Origin of the sequence: Verrucosispora sp. WMMC514, from assembly GCF_027497295.1 — a bacterium.
GTDB classification, from domain to species: domain Bacteria; phylum Actinomycetota; class Actinomycetes; order Mycobacteriales; family Micromonosporaceae; genus Micromonospora; species Micromonospora palythoicola.
On sequence record NZ_CP114906.1, the window covers coordinates 5,452,639 to 5,473,151 of the forward strand.

Genomic DNA, 20,513 nt, shown 5'->3' on the forward strand with positions numbered 1-20,513 from the left:
TCACCGGGCGCGCCAGTAGGCCAGCGCCGCCACCTGCTCCTTGCCGACGCCCAGCCCGCGCCGCAGGTGCCTGACGATGCCGCGGGTGCTGGCCGCCTCGCAGGCCACCCAGTACAGGCCGTCCTGCTGGGCGTCGGTCAGGGCGGTGGTGACGGTGTCCACCAGGTGCTGGCCCTCGTCGCGGCGCGGCACCCACACCACCTCGTCGTGCGGCCGGGTACGCAGCGGCAGGTCCCGTTCGCCGTCGTGGGCGTACTCGAGCCAGATCCGCGCCGACACCGGCCCGGCGGCGTCGAGCAGGCTGTTGACCGCCGGCAGGGAGGCCGCGTCGCCGACCAGGTACAGCCGGCCGGGCGCCGGATCGGGGAGCGTGAAGGAACTGCCCTGCACGGTCGCCTCGATGGTGTCTCCGGGCCGAGCCGTCGTGGCCCAACGCGCGGCGCAGCCGTCGTGCAGGGCGAACACCAGGTGGAAGCGCCCGCTGTCCGGGTCCGGATCGACGAGGGTGTACGCCCGCTGGTGGGGGCGGCCCGCGTTGTCGAACCACAGCCGGATCCACATGGTGGGGTGTACGCCGCAGGCGCGCAGCAGGTCACCCCCGTCGACGAGCAGCCGCTGGTAGCGGTCGCCGACGGATTCGTTCTCCAGGACGGTCAGCTGGAAGTTCCGGCCACCGAAGGCCTTGAGGACGAGGGCTTCCCAGTTGCGTTTCACACATTCTCCACTGTGGATGCGTTCGGGTGACGGTGAGCCGGTGGACGGGGCGTCGGCTCAGGGCCGGCCGGCCAGCGGCAGGTCCCGCACCAGCATCCGGTGCGAGCGCCAGCCGGGGAACGGCACGAGATCGCCGACGTGGTCGAATCCGCTGCGTTGCAGCGCGTGCCACACCCGGGTGTTGGTCTCGGCGACGGCGAGCGACACCCGCTCCTCGCGCCGTCGGGCCAGCAGTTCGACCGTCATCCGGAAGCCGAGGCGGTGCCGGCGGTACTCGGGCAGGACGAACGCCTCGCACACCGCGAAGGTGCGGCCCGGCCACTCCACCGCGAGGTCGGGATCCCTGGTCGAGGTCAGGTCACGCCACCAGAGGGTCTCCGGTGGCAGCGGGCAACCCATGACCGTGCCCACGAGCCGGTCGTCGACGTACCCGAGCGCCGCCGAGAAACCGGGGGCCTCGGCGGTCCACCGCAGGCGTTGCGCCACCGTCGGGACGGTGTGGTCGACCAGGTGCAGGTCGGCGGCGTGCACCCGGCGGTAGACCTCGGCGAGCGCCTCGATGTCGACCTGGTCGGTGACGACGACAGCACTGTCCCGGCCGCCGATCGCCTCGGCCACAGCGGGCGATGACATGGAACCCTCCCCGAACTTTGGTTAGGCATACCTAACCAGCCGGTCGGCGATCGGGCAAGTCTCCGTATCGTGGCGCGGCGAGCGCGCCCGTCACGGCTGTCTGGAGTCGTCTCGTGGCGTCCGTCCCCAGGGGCGGGTGGGTTGCAGCACGGCATCGCGCAACGCCTCCCGCCGCAGGTGGGCGATTTGCTGGTACGCGGGGTCGGCGATCATCTGACTGAACGCCCGGCGGGTTGGATAGCGCACCAGCAGGACCGCGTCCCACTGCTGACCCGCCGCGGCGACGAGGGCGTCGTCACCGTCGCCGGCGTAGACGACCTCGACTCCGTAGCGCGGCGCGACGGTCGTGGCGAAAGCCTTCGCGTACTGCTGGTACCGCGCGCGGCCGCCGTCGGTGAACCGCAGCAGGTTGAGCATGACCACCGGTTCGTCAGGTCCGTCGGCGAGAAATCCGGTGGGAAGCTCGCCGTGTGGATCCGCCGTCATCGTTGCCTCCGATCTCGGGACTGGAAGCAGTATTCCGGCATCGAGGTCGGGCTCGTCAACGAAAACCCAGTAGGATTTTGCACTCACGGTGCATATTGCCGACCGTGTCCGTCCGGGCGCGCGGCAGGCCTCAGCCGGCCCTCCGCAAATCGGCCAGGAGCGCCTCGACCCGGGTACGGATCTCGTCGCGGATCGGGCGGACCGCCGCCACGCCCTTGCCGGCCGGGTCGTCGAGCTTCCAGTCCTCGTAGCGCTTGCCGGGGAAGACAGGGCAGGCGTCGCCGCAGCCCATGGTGACGATCACGTCGGAGGACTCCGCGGTCGCGTACTCGAGGAGCTTGGGGGTCTGGTCGGTGATGTCGATGCCCACCTCGCGCATGGCCTCGACGGCGGCCGGGTTGATGGTCGCGGCGGGAGCGGAGCCGGCGGAGCGGACCTCGACGGCGTCGCCGCCGAGGTGACGCAGCCAGCCGGCGGCCATCTGGGAACGGCCGGCGTTGTGTACGCAGACGAACAGGACGCTGGGCTTGTCGGTCACGAGGGGCCTTTCTGCGGTACGGGATTCGTGGTTGGCGGTCGGTCGTGCGGGCAGGTCATGAGCGTCGACTCACGGTCGCCTGGTCGTCGGCCGGCACGACCACCTGGTCGGCGGCGGCACCGGCGTCGGGGTACAGGGCCGCCAGCAGGCCGACACCGACGGCGAGACCGACGACCTGTGCCACCACGAAGCCCGGCACGGAACCGGGAGCGATGCCGGCGAAGGTGTCGGTGAACGCGCGGCCGACCGTGACCGCCGGGTTGGCGAACGAGGTGGACGAGGTGAACCAGTAGGCCGCCCCGATGTAGGCGCCGACGGCGGCCGGCGCCACGACGGCGCGGCCGGACCGGGCCAGCGCGAAGATCAGCAGGACCAGGCCGGCGGTGGCGACGACCTCGCCGAGCCACAGGTTGCCACCGCCGCGGACCCTGCCGGAGAAGCTGACCGCGCTCAGGTCGAACATCAGGTTCGCCAGCACCGACCCCGCGACGGCCCCGGTCACCTGCGCCGCGACGTAGCCGGCGAGTTCCCGGGGGGAGAGCCCGGTGCCCGAGCGGCGGCCGAGCAGCCAGTCGGCGGCGGAGACGACCGGATTGAAATGCGCGCCGGAGACCGGCCCGAACATCAGGATCAGTACACCGAGAGCGAAGGCCGTGGCGATCGAGTTCTGCAGCAGTTGCAGGCCGACGTCGCCCGGGGACAGATCGGCGGCCATGATGCCGGAGCCGACCACGGCGGTGACCAGCAGGGCGGTGCCGGTGAACTCGGCCAGCAGCCGCCGCCAGAGTGCGATGGTCATCTTGTTGTGCTTCTCCTCGATGGTTATCGGGCGGGGACGTTCAACTCGTCGAGGAGACGCCGTACCCGCCGCTCGATCTCGTCGCGGATCGGCCGGACGTCGTCGACGTCGAGGCCGGCAGGGTCGGCGAGGTCCCAGTTCTCGTAGCGAGTTCCGGGGAAGACCGGGCAGGCGTCACCGCAGCCCATGGTGACCACCACATCGGCGGCGCGGACCACCTCGTCGGTCCAGGGCTTGGGAAACTCGTCGGAGATGTCGATACCGCGTTCGGTCATGGCCGCCACCGCGGCGGGATTGATCTCGGTGCCCGGCTCGCTGCCACCGGACCAGGCCACGGCCCGATCACCGGCCAGGTGGGTGAGGAACCCGAGTGCCATCTGCGAGCGACCCGCGTTATGGGTGCACAGAAACAGGACGACGGGCCGGCCGTCCCGGTGGTGGCCCTCGACGCGGGCCAGTGCCTGTAGCCGCTGGCGGGCGAAGCGTTCGGCGAGTAGGGGCAGGTAGTGGGGGATCCGACCGTCGACGGCGAACTGGTCGTAGCTGCTGTGCAGGAAACGCTCGATCGTCTCCGGGCCGTACGTGCCGTGGAACTCCGCGGCGAGGCGGGTTGCGGCCGTGCGCAGGGCCAGGTGCTGATCGACCGAGAGGTCGGGGCGGGAGCTGCGGGCGAGGCTGGTCATCGTGGGTCTCCGGGTAGGACGGCGGGCGCGAGCCGGGCGACCCGGTCGGCGAGGTCGGCGTAGGCGGACTCGAACGCCTCGTCGGTGTCCACCCGGGCCGGGTCGGGAACCGACCAGTGCAGCCGGGGGCGTAGCCGGTCGGTCAGTCCCTCGTGGGCGTTGTCGCAGACGGCGACGACGAGGTCGTCGCCGCGCACGACGTCCGAGACGTGTGCGGTGCCGGCGGGGTCGAGGTCGAGTTGGTGACGGTGGGCCACCGCGACGGCGCGCGGGTGGACCCGGGCCGCCGGTTGCGTGCCGGCCGAGGCGGCGGCGCGGCGGGTGCGGTGTCGCCACAGCGCGGCGGCCAGCTGCGAGCGGGCCGAGTTGTGGGTGCAGACGAAGACGACCCGACCGACCCCGGTCAGCCGGGGGGTGGCGAGGGCGGCGAGTGTCTCGGGACGTAGCTGGAGGTAGGTGCGCCGCCGGTCGCCCTCGGAGCGGACCTTGACCACCAGGCCGGCCCGGGTGAGGACCTTGACGTGATGGGCGACCAGGTTGGTCGGCAGGTCGAGCCGGTTGGCGATCTCGCCGGGCGAGGCGTCGCCGAGGGTCAGCGCGTCCACGATCGCCAGGCGCGCCGGGTCGCCGAGTGCCGCGTGGGTACGCGCCCGCGCAGCCAACGAAGAAAGCTCAACCTCCATAGACTCAACTATTGCTGACTAATCCGGGTCCGTCAAGCGTCGGCCGTCGACCCGTCGGTCAGCCCAGCTCGCGGGGGAAGTAGTCGGCCAGCGGCTCGCCCGCCCGATGCAGGTCGGTGAGCACCTGCCGGCACGCCCGGACCAGGTCCGCGTCGGTGTAGCGGTCCGCGCCCACGAGTACGCCGTCGACGTCGTACCGCACCTCGTAGAGCGTGTCGTCGGCCACCGTGACGAGTTCCGGCAGCGGCCCACCGCCTTCCAGCGGTGCGACCTGTGGTGGCCCGACGATCCGGGCGTCGGTGCCGCATTCCGCCCTGATCCGCAGCACGTGCAGGTTCCAGCGCACGTACTCGCTCAGCGGCGGCTCCACCACCCGAACCCAGTGCAGCCTGATCGCGTGCCGGGCCATCCGCCGGTGCTCGGCGGCGATCTGCTGCCGGTCCACCCGAAGCAGCCGCATCGACTCCGACCAGTCGCCCCGGGCGAACGCCTCCCACACCCGGTAGCCCGGCTCCTGGAAGTGCTGCCGTCGTTCCAGCTTCCAGATGTGCGCGCCGTCGACGGCCCAGAACCGCTCCCAGAAGTCCGTCAGGTACTCCTCTCGCCCCAGCCGCCTCCCGGTCGCCTGATCGAGCAGATCCCGCACGGCCCCCCCCTCTCCGTCTCGACACCGTCACCTTCACCGGGTGCCGCCGGCTCGGCGCGACCGGGATCGCGTCGAGCCGGCGGTCCCGTCGGCATCAGCCGGACGGGTTGCTGCTCAGCGCGGTCGTCTCGATCTTGTCGAGCTTGCGGATCTCGATCTTGTCGAGCTTGCCGGCCTGCGGCTTGTCGGCCTTGCGGCCGTCCGTCTTCTTCATGCGGTTCACCTCCTTCCGGTCTGCCGCCGTGGGCGGCTGATCCCCCGTCGGACCCGGTGCCCGTGTCGATGCCACCAGGCGCGGGTCCACAGGACGACGAAGACGACGCTGATGGCGGCTACCGCGCCCGCGTCGACCAGGTCACCGGCCGGGCCACCGGCCAGCATGGTGCCGACCGCCGAGGTCAGCACGGTCACCGTCACCGGGAGGGTGACCAGAGCCGCCACCGCCAGGCAGGCGACCGTCCCACCGACCAGCACGACGGCGTACGCCCGCACGGCCCGGCGCTCCCGGGCCGTGAGTCGCCGGCTCGGGTCCCCGCCCGGGTCGGCTGCCCGCCGGAACCGGCGCGCCGGCCGGCGCGCCAGGTGTCGCAGATAGGCCGAGCCGTCGGCGTACAGGTTGGCGCAGCCGGTCACGTCCTGCAGTACGAAGTAGATGTCGGTGCGCATGAACACCAGGAACTGCACCGGGACGAGACCGAGCGAGAGCAGGCCCACCGCCGCGAGCAGGCCGTCGGCCGGGCCCGCGGCACCGGTGGCCCGCACCAGCACCGTGCCGGCGTAGATCACCAGATTCGTCGCGATACCGGCGAGGTAGACGGCCAGGCGGTCGCGGCGGGGCGCCGCCCACACGCCGCTGACATCGGTCTGCGCGACCAGGAACTGCAGACGGGTGCCGAGGCTGATCCGACCGGGTGCCCCGGCCGCGCGGGCGGTGACCAGGTGGGCCAGCTCGTGCAGGCCGATCAGCGTCCAGACGATCCCGAAATTGCCGAGCAGGATCAGCCCGCCGCTGTCACTCCAGAGCAGGTCCTGGTGGCGTGGTGCCAGCATGGGATCGCCGCCGATCGCCACCGCCGCGGCAAGTACCACGGCGCCCGCGATCAGCGGGACCACCGGATGCAGCAGCCAGCGGACGTGCCGTGGACGCAGCCACGGCAGCATCGGTCTGGGCGCCGGCACCGTCGGCAGCGGTCGACCGTCGATCTCCGCGACGAAACCGAGGTCGGCCAGGTCGGAGACGAATTCGGCGACGTCCACGTCGTCGCCGCTCTCCTCCCGCAGCGTGGTTCGCACGTCGCCGACAGTGGTGTGCGGTAGCAGCGTGATGGCCCGGTGCCCGATCGGCGGTAGTCGGACGAACGACCCGGTGTCGATCCGGCCGACGACCCACGAACCGCCCTCCGGACGCAGGTGGAGCCGGTGCAGCCGGACCCGACTGCGGTCGGCGATCGGCATCGTGTCGGACACCTGCGGCGCGGACGGGTCTGCCCCGGGCGTGACGCGTCCGTCCACCCCGGGGCCGGTCATGCCGGCGTCCCGCAGGCGGCGCAGTCCGGTCGGCGCGGGTCGTCGCGGACGAAGGTCGCGTCGGGGGCCAGGAGATTGACCGCGTCGACCCGCCCGGCCGGCAGCGCCGGTACGCCGGTGATCAACGCCATGGCATGGTGTGCCGCCAGGTGACCCGAGATCCCCGCCGTCGGTGCGGCAACCGCGTTCGCGACCGCCGCGTTGCGCCGTACCGTGTCGGCGGGTCGGACGCCGATCGCGTGGCGCTGCTCGGCGTCGGCCCACCGGACGCACTCCCAGCACGGTCCGGTGCCCGGCACGTACCGCCCGACCTGCACCAGCGGGCCGTGGTAGCCGGCGTCCACCCAGGGGGTGCCGGTGGCCAGGCAGGCGCGGTTGGTCCATTGCCGCAGCGCCGGCGGCTGGTCGGCGGCGAGCACCAGGACGTCGCATTCCGCGGCGAGGGTGGCCACCTGCTCGGTGCCGGTGACGCGCTGCCGGAGCCCGGTGACCTCGACCGTCGAGTTCAGCTGCCGAAGCCGTTCCACCGCCACGTCGACCTTGGCCCGACCGATGTCCTGCTCGGCGTAGAGCAGTTGGCGGTTCAGGTTCGACAGTTCGACCACGTCCGGGTCGACGCAGCGGATCCGCCCGACCCCGCTCGCGGCCAGCGCCATGGCCGCGATCCCGCCGGTGCCACCGAGCCCGATCACGGTGACGGCCGCGCGACTCAGCGCGACCTGCGGCTCCCAGGTGCTGTCCCGGGGGACGAGGTCCAGCCAGCGGAAGTACGCCCGACTGCGGTCGAACCGCTGCCGGTCGCGCTCACTGAGCTCGGGTGGATCGGGTGCGTCGGCCTCCTCGACGTACCCGGAGTCGATGAAGAGTTGCAGGGCCGCGCGGATGTCGGTCACCGGATGGTCGGGATGCGCCGTCCGCACCCGACGCACGATCTCCGCCGCGCTGCGGCTGCCGTCCATGTTCTCCAGCAGGCACCAGACGGCGCCGCTGGGATCCGCCACCTCGGCGGCGATGCCGTACGTCGGGCCGCCGATCCGGATCCGGCCGTCGGCGATCCGGTAGGGCGCGTGCTCAGGTTTGACGCGTGGACGCCTCATGGCCTCTCCCCGTGTGCCACTCCGGCTGACAACGTCCTGCCCGCCCAGCCTGCCGAGGGTCCGGCGCGCCTGTCAATCCGGTTAGGACCGTCCGCCCGCCGCGGTCGCGGTGGCGTGGCCGGGTCCGGCCGGTCAGCGCAGCCGACCGGGCCGGCCGAACCAGTCCCGCGCGGATCGGGTGTTGAGGGCCAGGACCACCCAGGCCAGCAGGCCCAGACCGACGATCGTGATCGCGCCGAAGAGGCCCAGCGAGGCGGCGGCCAGCAGACCCGCCAGCGCGTACGCGGGGTAGGGCGCCCAGCGGCGGCGGGCCGCCAGGCTGATCGCGACCAGCCCGCACGCGCCGGCCATCACGGCGAAGAAGGCGACCGCGCCGAGGGAGCCGGTCGTGGCGAGCGACCGGTGCGCCGTCGCGAGCGCGAACAGCAGCGACAGCAGTGCGAACGCGAGCACGGTGACCCGGACCGGGGTCGGCGTCGGGTGGGGCCGGAGGTGGTCCCCGTAGCCGCCGCCGGATGCGCGTACGACCATAGGGACAACGATGGACGTCGACGTCTGTTCGGCTGAGTCACTGTCGGCAACGCGACAGCGGAGGCGGGCGGCCTAAGCTTCGGCCCATGGCGAGGTACTTCGACGTGCACCCGGACAACCCGCAACCGCGCACCATCGGCCAGGTGGTCGAGATCATCCGGGGTGAGGGTTTGATCGCGTACCCCACGGACTCCTGCTTCGCCCTGGGTTGCCGGCTCGGCAACAAGGACGGCATGGACCGGATCCGGGAGATCCGTCACCTCGACAGCGGACACCACTTCACGCTCGTGTGCCAGGACTTCGCGCAGCTCGGGCAGTTCGTGCAGCTGGACAACGCGGTGTTCCGGGCGGTGAAGGCGGCCACCCCCGGCCGCTACACCTTCATCCTGCCCGCCACGAAGGAGGTGCCCCGGCGGCTGTGGCACCCCCGCAAGAAGACGGTCGGGGTGCGCATCCCCGCGCATCCGGTCACCCGCGCACTGCTCGACGCGCTCGGCGAGCCGCTGCTGTCGAGCACCCTGCTGCTGCCCGGCGACGAGGAGCCGATGACCCAGGGCTGGGAGATCAAGGAGCGGCTCGACCATGCCGTCGACGCGGTCATCGACGCCGGCGACTGCGGCACCGAACCGACCACGGTGGTGGACTTCTCCGACGGCGAACCCGAGATCGTCCGGGTGGGCGCCGGTGATCCGGGCCGTTTCGCCTGACGTTCCGGCGGGCCGGCCCGACGCCGACGGTGCTGGTGGCCCGACGATTGCTGGCCGCCACGCCCCCGTACCCCGTGGCGGCCGTCACCCCGGCCGATCCCAACACGACCCGCTCGTCCGCAGACGAAGTCCAAACGAATCCGTACGCGATATCGCGACATCGCGCCCTGGCCACAGAGATCGACCGGCCCGAGGAACAGGCCCGCGCCCGTGCCGCGCTCGCCCGGCTGGGTGTGCCGGCCTAGCCCGTACAGCTTTCGGCGGCTCCGGCGAAAGTTCGGCCGTCAGTACTGAAACTATCGACGTCGCTCGGGGTAAGGGCTACGCTCCCAGGCAAACAGCCGTCGATGCGAGGGGTGTCATGTCCCGTCGAACCGGAAGGCCGTCCTACCTGGCCGCCCCGCCTGCGAAGCGGCAACGGACGAGGACGTGGATCGTCGCGGCCGCCGCGGCGGCGGTCCTGGTGGCCGCCCCGGCCGGCGGGCTGGTCGGGCACGCCGTCGGCCGGCCGGACCCGACGGAGGCGAACGTGGCGAAGCTGCGCCAGGCCGACGCCGAGCGGGACGCGCAGCAGATCGTCGAGCTCACCGAGCTGGCTCATCGCACGGGCGCGGAACTCGCGCCGATCGTCCGCGCCGTCCGGCAGGACGCCGAGGCGGGGCGCACGCCCGAGCGGGCCCAGGTCGACAAGTGGCAGCAGACCATGCAGCGGCTGATCGCCCAGTTCGCCGACCCGCCGTCGGGCATGACCGCCACGAACGTCGCCCGTGGTGGGCTGCGCAGCGCCGTCGACCAGGCGGCCGTCGCGGTCGACTCCGTCGCTCTCGCGCTGACCGGCCCGACCGCGGGGCGGGCGGACCGGATGCAGTTGGCCGCCCGCCAGGCGACCCTCGCCGTCACCACGTGGTCGGTTGCCGCGACCCAGCTCGACCAGGTCAACATCGACGCCGGACAGGGCCACCAGCACGTCCACCTCGATGTCGGCGACGTGGAGGGTGCGCTCGGTCCGGACGGTTCGGCCGAGGGTGCCGGCGGCTGACCGCCGCGACGTCGGGCGGTCGCGTCCGGCATCTGATCGTGGTCCGGGCTGACCGCCGGATCCGTTGTGGTCGGTGGCGATCAATCGTTGGCACGGTCCTGACTCGGTGATCGATTCACGTCACCTCGACACTTGCGAATCGGTATCGCATCCGATGCATAATGGGCAACGGGCTGCGCGCGTCGGGGCAGGGACCAAGTGATCTGCCGACTTCAATGGAGGCGCCTCCATGGCATTGATTCCGGCGGCTGGTGCAGGCTGTAGTGGGCCGTCGACCCCGCCACCACGAGTCGAGCCTCCGGGAACGGTCAATTCCGAGGTCGAGTGGGACGGCTTCGACCCGGGTGCCTACGTCCAGCACAACTACTCCGTCCTGCGCGACGATGATCGCGAAATCCTCTGTCGGATAAGAGACTTCTTCGGCGGCGCGAAGATTGCCGGCGCACACTGTGTCGACGTCGGATCGGGCGCAAACCTCTACCCGGCACTGGCGCTTCTGCCATTCGCGCGCAGTGTCGAACTCTGCGAATATTCCACGGCGAATGTGCGCTGGTTGCGTAACCAGATCAACGGCTATGACGAGTGCTGGGACGCGTACTGGCAGGTGTGCGCGGAGCACTCGGCGTACGCGCCGCTGACCGACCCCCGTGGCCACCTGGCCCGGGTGGGGCGGGTGTCCCAGCTGAGCGTCTTCGACCTGCCCAGACGGGCCTGGGGCGCGGGCACCATGTTCTTCGTGGCCTGCTCGATCTCCGCCGACCGGGCCGAGGCTGAACACGCGATCGGCCGGTTCCTGGGCGCGCTGCGTCCCGGGTCGCCGTTCGCCGCGGCGTTCATGCTGGGCTCGAACGGCTACCGCGTCGGGCAGCACTGGTTCCCGGCCGTGCGACTGCACCGCGCGGAGGTGGTGGCGAGGATCGCGGCCGGTGCGTACGACGTGGACATGCACGAGGTGCGTCCCAGGCCCGCGCTGCGGGACGGCTATCTGGGCATGCTGCTGGTGACCGGACGCAGCCGCGGCTGAGCTCGCCCCAATGTCCGCTCCGGATTCGCAAACCCGGGCTCACCTGCGCTCCTGGGTCGACTGACTGCTCCGGGAGATCGGTACGCGCGGCCATTCAGGTCACGCTCCGGCAGGGATACGATGATGGGTGCACGTCATCGTGGATCATCGCGGGCCAGGCGGAATCAGCTCCGTTTCGACGACTACAGCAGACGGTGGTGGACCATGCGGATGCAGCCGCGCCAGGAGATTCTCGACATCTGGCGGGCCACGGTGCGCAGCTGTCTCCGCAACGGCGAATGGGATTGGGGCGGGCGGAGCGGCTCCAATTCCATCAGCGACGCCGAACAGCTGCTGACCATGCTGCTGCCGGCGACCAAGATCCCGGTGCTGTCGCTCGACGATCCGGACCGGATCGACGAGGAGGTCATCGAGGCCCTCGGCGCGATCGGCGGCGCGATTGAGATTCCCCGTCGCCTGGTCAAAATCATGACCGAGTACTTCGTCCGCTACACCGACGACAGTGGCGCGCCGACCTTCGGTGGCGGCAGCTACCTGACCCCGGTCCAGGGCGGCCCGGACCTCACCGACGAGCAGCGCTCCATGGACGTGGTCGACTCGTTCGCGGTGTCCGTCACGCTCACCCTGGCGACCATCGGTTTCGTCAAGATCTACCGGCCCTCCACCCAGCGGGCCGATCTGCGTGCCCAGCTGGACAAGCTGGAGGAGATGGCCAGCCTCCGGCTCACCGCGGCCATGGTCGGTCTGCTCCGTAGCTTCAGCACCTCGGTCTTCGCCGCGACCGACGAGTTCGGCATCCGGCTGTGCGACATGGTCAACCAGGACGAGTTGCCGCGCCGCGAGGTGGTGGCCGCGCTGCGGGCGCAGTTGCGGGACACCATGGCGAGCCTGCGCAACGTCGTGGTCGGGTCCGGTCAGGTGACCGAGGACCTGGACAACAGCGAGATGCTCTTCGAGTGCGGCTGGTCGTGGGGAACGATCGCCGGCGCCGACGAGGTGGAGACGACCGAGCCGATCGGCGTGCAGCGCGAGGGCTCGGCGGAGAACGCCCCCTATCTCTACTTCACCGTCATCGCGGTGGACGCCATCGACGATCTCAACTCCGAACGTACCCGCCTGCTCGGCCTGCTCAACGAGGAGCAGCAGCGGCTGTTCCGGATTCTCCAGCTGCGCTGGGAGTTGACCCGCCGCTACTGGGCGACGGTGGCGACCTTCGGCAACCGGCGCCGGTGGCCGATCGAGGACATTCCCTGGCGTACCACCGACGGCGACCGGACCGACTACTACACCCTGCAGGCCACGTCGCTGGCGGTGAAGGGGCTGGTGGCCAGCGGCCGGGGCGGTGACGAGGAGTTCGGCCGGATCGGCAACGTGCTGGTGGAACTGGCGCAGCGGGGCCGGATCACCCGACGCGCCTCGCCGAACGAGCCCGCGTTGGTCGTGCACGCCCCGGGCAAGCAGGTGACCTTGAACGACGCCACCTCGAAGCCGATCATGACGTGGAACGTCAACGAGTTCTCCACGGTGCTGCTGCAGCGGGCCACCACCGTCGCCGGCCTGCTCAACAGTGCCCGGCGCCGCAGCGAGCTGCTCGAACTCGCGGACGAGGTCTGGGAGCACCTCCTGCTGCGGCGCATCCCCGAGGGCCGGCACCGAGGGCTGTGGGATCACGCCGGCGGCGCGTTCCCCGAGTTGGCTCCGTTGCCCGAGGCGCCCTCCTGGTACCTGACCGAGCGGGTCGTGCAGGCGCTGGTCAACGCGGGTCAGCTGCTGTGGGAGCGGCCGTTTCCCCGAGCCGGCAGCCTTGCCACGTACGCCCAGGATCTCATCGACGAGGCCGAGTACGTGTTCGACCGTGAGCTGATGAGCGGCACCTTCGCCGGTGAGGCCATGCAACGCGTCATGCGCAGCATCCGGGCGACCCTGCGCCGCGCGCAGTCGCTGGTGGACGACCAGCCGGGCACGTCCGCCGCCCTGGCCAGCACCCTGCTGCTCCAGCTCAACGACATCACCACCGGCCAACAGAAGGCCAGCGAGGGGATCTGAATGCTGGTCTTCGTCACGTCGCACAAGGGTGGCACCGGACGCTCGGTGACCGCGGCGAACATCGCCTACCGCAGCGCGCTCTCCGGCCGCTCCACCTGTTACCTGGACTACGACTTCGGCTCGCCGACGGCCGGCATCACGTTCCAGATTCCCCAGGCCACCAACGGCATCGAGGGTGCCGGCCCGAACGGCGGTGGTCTGCACCGGTACCTGCGCGGCGAGATCCCGTCCCCGGAGCAGTTGGACGTGTGGGGCACCTCGGAACGGGTCAGCCTGCGCCAACGGCCGACCGGCTCGGGCTCGCTGGTGCTGCTGCCCGGGCAGCGCAACGGCAGCGAGTTCGGCTTCACCGCCGACATCGGCCGGCGCTGCGCCGAACTCTTCCTCCGGCTGGAGGAGGAGTTCGACCTGACCCTGGTGGATCTGAGCGCCGGTCGCTCGTACGCCAGTCAGATCGCGCTGGCGGCCACCGCGAACCGGACGCTGCGCAAGGTGACCGTGCGGTGGCTGGTCTTCCACCGCTGGACGCCGCAGCACGTGATGGCGGCGGCGGATCTCGCGTTCGAGGCCGGCGGGATCCTGGCCATGGGCAAGGAGTACGGCCACGAGCCGGACCGGCTACGGGAGTCACTGCGGTTCGTGCGCACCGCGGTGATCGATTCACGCGGGCCGGAGGTGGGACACCTCGACCTGGCGCAGCAGGCGTTCCTGCGCCGGTGCGACGCGGAACTGGGCGAACTGGCCCGCCGGAAGGGCACCGGCCGCACCACGCTGCTCGGTGCGGTGCCGTTGGACCCGCTGCTGCAGTGGCGCGAGCAGCTGATCTCGGACAACGACGTGCAGACCAAGATCGCCAATGCCAGGACCGTGGACGCCTTCGTGGAGCTGACCGAGAAGCTCTTCGACGAGACCGCATGGGAGACCGTGTGATGAGCGTGGATGTCAGGTTTCAGGAGGCAGCCGCGGTGCGTCGGACGGAGAGCGTGCCGTACTCGCACCTGTCCGTGGAGTTGGGGCACGTGTACGCCGAGGACTTCGGCGACGGATGTCGGAACCTACGGCGCAAGTTCGCCCGGATCGCGGACTGGGCGCAGGCGATCCCGGCGCTGGCCCGCCGCGGGCTGCGTCCCCACCGGCAACCCCGGATCAGCACGTGTTTCCTGGTCGACGACTACTTCCACCGGTTCGCCACACCCCGCGAGGTGATCCCGCAGGTGCAGCAGGCCGCGGCGGAGCACGGGCTGGTGCTCGACTACGTGGCCCGCGAATCCAGCTTCGCCCGGTACGACGACGTCGAACTGGCCCGGCTGGTGGTGGACACGCTAGTCGTGGAGCCGCCACGGCACACCACGGGCAGTCGCCCACCACTGAGCGAGTCGGGCTGGCTGTCCAACGGCAAGCGGTCGCCGGGGCACGCCGACGCGCCCGCGATGACGCTGCCGCTGCCGTGGTCCCCGCCGTTGCAGTCCGGCGACGCGCCGCACTCCATCTTCGTCGACATCGAACTGTGGTCCGACGAGCCGGACCGCCGGGTGTGGGCCTGCGCGCTGCTCGCCTCGGTCTGGCAGATGACCCGGCTGGGCGTGCTGCGGCACCGGGGACAGACGATCACCCAGCCGTACCAGCTCCCGCCCGACGAGCCGCTGCCGACCGACTGGGACCGCCTACCCGCTATCGTCCAGCTGAACCCGGACGCCACACCCTTCTGTGGGTACCGCACGGTGACCCTGATGGACACCCGGTACCTGCCGGTCGAGTTGGCCGTACGGACCATCCTCGGGCAGGTGGCGGTGCCACCCGCGGTCGCCCGCCAGGTCGCCAAGCGGGCCGGCAGTGAGGGTCTCGAACTGCCCGACGAACTGGTCGACCGGCTGAGCTACGTGTTCATCGGGGAGTGATCAGCCGCGCGGCGCCTGTGCACCGCGACCGACCCTGCGGTCCGCCGGGCCACGGTTGGCGGTCGAGAACGGTTCGGCGACGGTGGCGGACCCGCACGGCTGGCTGACCGCCGCCCGGCCGGCCAGGTCGCGCAGGATGGCCATGTTGCCGACGGTGATCTGATCACGGATCCAGTTGACCGAGGACTGCCACTGCCGACTGAACCCCGGTACCTGTTCCAACCGGTCCCAGATCGGCCGTAGCCGTGGGTCCACCCGGGCGCCGGGCAACCACAGGTGCAACAGGTGCTCCAGCACCGGCCGCAACCGCTCGATGTGCTCCTGCGTCGAGCCGGCCCGGGTCACCGCGGCCTCCACCAGCGCGGACAGCATGGTGAGCAGCCAGTCGTGCAGGGCGAGATCCTCGCAGAGGCCGGCGACCGCCGCCGGCACGTCCTGGGGGCTCACCGTGAGTCGCACGGTGCGCAGCGTCGGCGAGTCGACCGCGACGTCGGCCGTGGCGTCGGCACCCGGCTGCTGATGCACCTGCGCGGTCCACCGCAGCCGGGTGCGCGCCGCGCGCAGCGGCGGACGCCGGTCCAACAGGTCGGACATCTGCACGCTGTCCAGCACCCGGCCGGTGATCGCGTCCAGATTCAGCACGTCGGCGGCGTTGCCGTGCAGGAAGCCGTTCGTCAGATCGTCCGCGTCCAGCTTGCCGACCGTCTCCAGCACCCCCGAGTTGGCCAGGTAGTGCGACCACGGGCGGCGGCGCTCGCCGGCCACGACCTGGATGATGGAGGAGGCCTGCACGATCCGGCCGCCGGTGATGACCGCCCGGGTGACCACCGCGCCCACCCCGCGCAGTTGGCGGTTCTTCGCGCTCGGCAGCCAGCAGTCCACACCGGTACGCACGTCGGGCGACACCGCGTACAGCGACGGTCGCCGGGAGGTCAGCACGGCTTCGCCCTCCACCAGGCTGAGCACCTCGGCGCTCTGGTCCTGCGCCAGCGCCGTGCTGTGCTGTAGCAGGCTGGTGTGCACCTCGCCCACCGTGAGCATGGTTCCTCCGCATCGGCACCACGGGGGACACCGGCGGGCATGGGCCAGCGGCCGGTGACCGGACCGAATCCGTCCCGCGGCCATCATAGGCCCATCCGTGGCGGGAAAGCCGATATGTGCCCGGGCGGCGGGCCGCACGGGTCCGATGGATGTGACGACGACTGATATTTTAAGAATGCGGTCGCCAGCCACCCCTGGAGTTTGCCGTCGATGAAGGTCTACATTTCGGCCACCCAGAAGGACCTGTTGGAATACCGCGCGGCCGTGCACGCGGTGGCGCGTCGTCTGGAGATCGAAGACGTCGCAATGGAGGCGTACGGGGCCGACGTGCGCCCGCCGCTGGAGCGCTGTCTGACCGATGTCCGCCGATGTGATCTCTACGTCGGACTCTTCGCCTGGCGCTACGGATACCGCCCACCGGGCCAGGAGTCCTCGATCACCGAGCTCGAATACCGGGAGGCACTCGCGGCCGGCAAACCGTGCCTGATCTTTCTGCTCGCCGAGGACATGCCTTGGCCGCCTGACATGATCGATCGCAATCGGCAGCAGATCGTGGCGTTGCGCAACGAATTGAAGGAACGCCACCTGTGCGCCTTCTTCTCCAGCGTGGACGACCTGTCGGCGAAGGTCACCGTGGCGCTGGCCGACATGCGCAGCGGCCGGTCACCGGCGCGTGAGCCCGGCGACCCCGACACCCATCTGCCGGAGGCGGTCCGCAGCCAGTACCACAAACAGCTTCGGCTGCGGTACCAGGCGGTGCCGCTGGACGCGGTCTCACCCCGACCCACCATCGGCTACCTCACCGTCGGCCTGTCGAACGTGTTCGTCGAGCCGCGGGTGCACGAGGACGCCCGGCCGGAGATGCCCTTGGCCTGGTGGCGTTGGGCGGGTGCCGGCCCGGACGGTGACCCCGGCGCGCTGCCCGGCGTGGTGGATCCCAGGGACGTGGAGCGGCTCTGGGAGGAGTACGCGGCCAAGGAGGCGTCGCCGCTGTTCGACGTGGTCTGCGATCCGGCCCGGCGGGCCATCGTGCTGCTCGGCGATCCCGGCTCCGGCAAGTCGGCGGCGGCGCGTTACCTCGCCCTCGCGCTGGCCGGGGTCTGCGAGGAACCCCGGCTGGCGGCGCTGGACCGCTACCTTCCCGTCCTGGTCGAGCTGCGGTCGTACGCGGCGCATCGTGGTGACGGCCGGTGCGACGGCCTGTTGGACTACGTCGGACACCGGCACCAGCAGGGGTTGGCCGGCATCGACCGCGACGTGCTGGAGGCGTACCTGCGGCAGGGTGGTCAGGCGCTGTTCCTCTTCGACGGGCTGGACGAGGTGTTCGATCCGGCGCAACGGGAGGAGATGGCCGCGCAGATCGCCACCTTCGCCAACGAGTACCCCGGGGTGCGCACGGTGGTCACCTCGCGGGCGGCCGGGTACCTGCGGCACACCTTCGCCAACGCCGGGTTCGACCACTTCACCCTGGAGGATCTCGACGACGAGCGCATCGCCCGGTTCCTCGGCAACTGGTACCGGTACGTGATGCCGACCCCGTCGGTCGAGGCGGACCGCCAGCGGCGGCAGATCCTCGACGTGGTGCGGCGGTCCCGGGCGATGCACGAGATCGCCGGCAATCCGTTGCTGCTGATGCTGATGGCGATCGTCGGTCGGGATCGTCCCCTGCCCCGCAACCGTCGCCGGCTCTACGCGCACGTCACGGACGTGCTGATCTCGGAATGGGATGTGACCAAGCAACTGCGGGAAAGCCACGGCGACGTACCGCCGTTGGATCCGCAGGCGAAGCTGCGGCTGCTGCGCCACCTCGCCTTCTGGATGCAGTGCCGGGAGTCGGGACCGGCCGGGAACTACATCGAGGCGGACGAACTTTCGCGGATCTTCCGCGACCACCTGGTGGAGTTCTACGGTTTCGAGAACGAGCGCGCGCACGCCATGGCGTACTCGATGATCGACAAATTGCGCCAGCGCAGTTTCATCCTGGAACGGTACGGACTGCGCCTTTTCGGGTTCGTGCATCGCACGTTTCTGGAATACTTCTGCGCCGAGGAGATCGTGGACAGGTTCGATCACGACCCGGACACCTGGGGGATCGACCAGTTGCGTGCGCTGTTCCGCGAGAACTGGGCAGATCCGTCCTGGCGGGAGGTGCTGCGGCTGGTCGCCGGGGCGCTGCCCGCCGAGGTCGCCGACGATCTGGTGACCCTGCTGGCCACCCAGGTCAACCGGCCGTGGCCGCCGCTGAACCTGGCCGGTCCACCATGGAACCTGGTGCTGGCCGCGCAGTGCGTGGCGGAGGCGCCGCAGCCGGCCGGGCTGGCCGGTGCCGGCGAGGCGGTGCTACGCCAGGTCGTCCTCCTGGTCGAACACGGCATCTCCGCCGACGACCCGAACGTCGTCGAGGTGACCGAGCAGGAACTGCTCCCGTCGATCCGGGCGCTCGGACCACAGTGGCCCGGCCGGGCCGTCTTCCTGCACTGGTATCGCCGCCGCGGGGTGCGTACCAGCTGGCTCTCCGGTTCGACCTTCGCGACCCGGTCGGCGGCGGTGCTGTCCACGGCCGACGAGCAACTGGAGGAGGTGCTGGTCCGGGAACTCGGGCAGGCCCGCCAGCGGCAGGCGCGCATCGCGCTGGTCGCCGGGCTGGCCGAGGCCGCCGGGAGGTTGGACAGCACCACCCGCAGTCGCCGGCACTGCCAGGAGCTGCTGCTCGCACAGGCCCAGGCGAAAGGCTCGACCGCGGTGCGCCAGGCGGCCGTACGCGCCCTGGTCGCCAACTTCGGCGCGGGTGGCGATCTGCTCGCGGCGCTGCGTGACCTCGCCGGCTCTCCCGACGCGGCGGTGCGGGCCATCGCCGTGCAGTCCCTCGGCGGACGGGCCGAGCTGACCGACGACGTTCGGCGGCTGCTGCTGACCCGGGCGACCGAGGACCGGGACACCGGCGTGCGGCGGGCCGCCGTGGCGGTGCTCGCCGCACGCTGCCTCCACCTGCCCGACGTCACCGAGACGCTGCACCGACTGCTGGCCACCGACAGTGATCCCGGCGTGGTGCAGTCCGCGTTGCGCTGCCTGCTGACCGTCGCCGAGCAGAGCGAGACGGCCCGCGGGCGGGCCCTGTCCCGGATCACCGGTGATCCGCACGAGGGGGTGCGGCGCTGCCTGGTGTGCGAGCTGCTGCCGGGGCGGGGCGGCACGGAGGGCACCGAGCTGCTGCTCAAACTGGCCGGCTCGGACGCCTCCGCGCGGGTCCGCGCGGTCGCCGTACAGCGGCTGGTGCTGGTCAACGACCCGGACGGGCGGTGCCGGGACCGGCTGGTGGACCGGATCGAGCAGGACGAGGACGCCTCGGTGCGGGCGGCGGCGGTGGTGGCGTTGACGGACCGCTACCGGGTGGCCGACAGCGGGTGGGCGGTGGCCGCGCGGGCGGCGCGCACGGACGACGACGCGACGGTACGGCTGGCCGCGGTCCGGGCGTTGGCCGAGGCGTACCCGGATCACCGCACCGGCGAGCTGCTGCTGGAACGGGCCCGTCAGGATCCCACCGCCGGTGTCCGACTCGCCGCCGTCGATTTGCTCACCGGCCGACCGCTGCTCGGGCCCGCCACGCGGGACCTGCTGATCGGTCGCGCCGCCGAGGAACGCGATCCGATCGTCCGACTCCGCGTCACCCGCAGCCTGGCCCGCCTCGGTGAGCCGCTCGACCCGACGGTGGTGGAGTGCCTCGCCGAGCAGGTCCGGCGGGATCCCGATCCGAACGTGCTGCGCGCCGCCGCGCAGGCGCTGGCCCGCGACGGCGGCACCGACGGGCTGGTGGAGACGCTGTCGCGGCGGGCTCGGCGGGACAGTTACGCCGGCATCCGACTCGCCGCCGTGGAGACGCTCAGCGCGTACGGCGATCCGGGCGTGGTGACCGACGTGCTGCTGGAGTGCCTCGAGTCCGACACCGACCCGGCGGCCTTCGACGCGGCGGTGTGCTGCCTGATCGCGCGCGGTGAGACCGCCATGGCGGTGACGTTGCGGTTGATGCGCCGGCTGGCCGACCGGGATCCGGCGATCCGGGCCCGGATCGCGGCCGCGCTCGGCGAGCACTTCGGCAACGACCCGGAGGTCCGGCTGCTGCTGGTGGGGCTGGTGCGCGACGATCCGGCGCTGGAGGTGCGCCGCCGCGCCGCGGCGCAGCTCGCGGCCAACCTGGCGGACCGGACGGGGGTGCGGGAGCTGCTGATGCGGCTGGTCGACGACGAGGACTGGGAGATCCGCCGCACCGCGCTGCTCGCGCTGGCCCGGCACTACGGCGAGGACACCCGCACCCGGCCGTTGCTCGTCCGGCTGGCCGGCCAGCCCGACCCCACGGTACGGGGCCTCGCCGGTCAACTGCTGGCGACGCTACCCAACACCAGCCCGGACGACTTCCCGTGACG

At 71.4% G+C, this 20,513-nt stretch carries 19 protein-coding genes; 7 read left to right on the top strand and 12 right to left on the bottom strand.

Annotation, left to right across the window (positions count from 1 at the left end; translation table 11 throughout):
- The 11 genes from O7597_RS25355 to O7597_RS25405 all read right to left on the bottom strand — a co-directional run bounded on the left by O7597_RS25355 (position 1) and on the right by O7597_RS25405 (position 8,337).
- Positions 1–714, bottom strand: a complete 714-nt coding sequence (locus O7597_RS25355; protein ID WP_281580935.1) for a siderophore-interacting protein — start codon at positions 712–714, stop codon at positions 1–3.
- A gap of 57 nt (positions 715–771) precedes the next feature.
- Positions 772–1,347, bottom strand: coding sequence for a GNAT family N-acetyltransferase (locus O7597_RS25360; protein ID WP_281580936.1), 576 nt, complete (start codon positions 1,345–1,347; stop codon positions 772–774).
- Between the two features lie 90 nt (positions 1,348–1,437).
- Entirely contained in the window at positions 1,438–1,833 is a 396-nt protein-coding gene (locus tag O7597_RS25365) for a DUF1330 domain-containing protein (RefSeq protein WP_281580937.1), read from the bottom strand.
- 130 nt (positions 1,834–1,963) lie between these two features.
- Positions 1,964–2,371, bottom strand: coding sequence for an arsenate reductase ArsC (locus O7597_RS25370; protein ID WP_281580938.1), 408 nt, complete (start codon positions 2,369–2,371; stop codon positions 1,964–1,966).
- A gap of 55 nt (positions 2,372–2,426) precedes the next feature.
- Positions 2,427–3,170 carry an MIP/aquaporin family protein gene (locus O7597_RS25375; protein WP_281580939.1) on the bottom strand — a complete coding sequence of 248 codons (744 nt, stop codon included), beginning with the start codon at positions 3,168–3,170 and terminating at the stop codon, positions 2,427–2,429.
- 23 nt (positions 3,171–3,193) lie between these two features.
- The gene (locus O7597_RS25380) at positions 3,194–3,853 is read right to left on the bottom strand and encodes an arsenate reductase ArsC (RefSeq protein ID WP_348650769.1); all 660 of its coding nucleotides are present in this window, start codon (positions 3,851–3,853) and stop codon (positions 3,194–3,196) included.
- Positions 3,850–4,536, bottom strand: coding sequence for a helix-turn-helix domain-containing protein (locus tag O7597_RS25385; protein WP_281580940.1), 687 nt, complete (start codon positions 4,534–4,536; stop codon positions 3,850–3,852). Before O7597_RS25385 ends, O7597_RS25380 begins: the two co-directional genes overlap by 4 nt.
- Before the next feature lie 58 nt (positions 4,537–4,594).
- Positions 4,595–5,182 carry a DUF6879 family protein gene (locus O7597_RS25390; RefSeq protein WP_281580941.1) on the bottom strand — a complete coding sequence of 196 codons (588 nt, stop codon included), beginning with the start codon at positions 5,180–5,182 and terminating at the stop codon, positions 4,595–4,597.
- 219 nt (positions 5,183–5,401) lie between these two features.
- Positions 5,402–6,709, bottom strand: a complete 1,308-nt coding sequence (locus O7597_RS25395; protein WP_281580942.1) for a hypothetical protein — start codon at positions 6,707–6,709, stop codon at positions 5,402–5,404.
- A complete protein-coding gene (locus O7597_RS25400; RefSeq protein WP_281580943.1) occupies positions 6,706–7,806 on the bottom strand; it encodes a ThiF family adenylyltransferase in 1,101 nt (366 codons plus the stop codon). The genes O7597_RS25395 and O7597_RS25400 overlap by 4 nt, the downstream gene beginning before the upstream one ends.
- Positions 7,807–7,938: 132 nt before the next feature.
- Positions 7,939–8,337 carry a hypothetical protein gene (locus O7597_RS25405; RefSeq protein WP_269741207.1) on the bottom strand — a complete coding sequence of 133 codons (399 nt, stop codon included), beginning with the start codon at positions 8,335–8,337 and terminating at the stop codon, positions 7,939–7,941.
- Between the two features lie 86 nt (positions 8,338–8,423).
- Between O7597_RS25405 and O7597_RS25410 the strand changes: the two genes are divergently transcribed.
- From O7597_RS25410 to O7597_RS25435, 6 genes are all read left to right on the top strand, one after another.
- Entirely contained in the window at positions 8,424–9,044 is a 621-nt protein-coding gene (locus tag O7597_RS25410; RefSeq protein WP_281580944.1) for an L-threonylcarbamoyladenylate synthase, read from the top strand.
- 361 nt (positions 9,045–9,405) lie between these two features.
- Positions 9,406–10,083, top strand: coding sequence for a hypothetical protein (locus O7597_RS25415; RefSeq protein WP_281580945.1), 678 nt, complete (start codon positions 9,406–9,408; stop codon positions 10,081–10,083).
- A gap of 229 nt (positions 10,084–10,312) precedes the next feature.
- The gene (locus tag O7597_RS25420; RefSeq protein ID WP_281580946.1) at positions 10,313–11,107 is read left to right on the top strand and encodes an SCO2525 family SAM-dependent methyltransferase; all 795 of its coding nucleotides are present in this window, start codon (positions 10,313–10,315) and stop codon (positions 11,105–11,107) included.
- Positions 11,108–11,311: 204 nt separating this feature from the next.
- Complete coding sequence (locus O7597_RS25425) at positions 11,312–13,153, top strand: SCO2524 family protein (RefSeq protein ID WP_281580947.1); 1,842 nt, start codon at positions 11,312–11,314, stop codon at positions 13,151–13,153.
- Positions 13,154–14,083 carry an SCO2523 family variant P-loop protein gene (locus O7597_RS25430; protein ID WP_164447204.1) on the top strand — a complete coding sequence of 310 codons (930 nt, stop codon included), beginning with the start codon at positions 13,154–13,156 and terminating at the stop codon, positions 14,081–14,083.
- On the top strand, positions 14,083–15,051 hold the full coding sequence (locus O7597_RS25435) for an SCO2522 family protein (RefSeq protein WP_269741212.1): 969 nt from the start codon (positions 14,083–14,085) through the stop codon (positions 15,049–15,051). Before O7597_RS25430 ends, O7597_RS25435 begins: the two co-directional genes overlap by 1 nt.
- Here O7597_RS25435 and O7597_RS25440 read toward each other — a convergent pair whose 3' ends face one another.
- Positions 15,052–16,092, bottom strand: a complete 1,041-nt coding sequence (locus O7597_RS25440; protein WP_269741213.1) for an SCO2521 family protein — start codon at positions 16,090–16,092, stop codon at positions 15,052–15,054.
- 210 nt (positions 16,093–16,302) lie between these two features.
- Here O7597_RS25440 and O7597_RS25445 point away from each other — a divergent pair, with 210 nt between their 5' ends.
- A complete protein-coding gene (locus tag O7597_RS25445) occupies positions 16,303–20,511 on the top strand; it encodes a HEAT repeat domain-containing protein (RefSeq protein ID WP_281580948.1) in 4,209 nt (1,402 codons plus the stop codon).
- Positions 20,512–20,513: the final 2 nt, after the last annotated feature.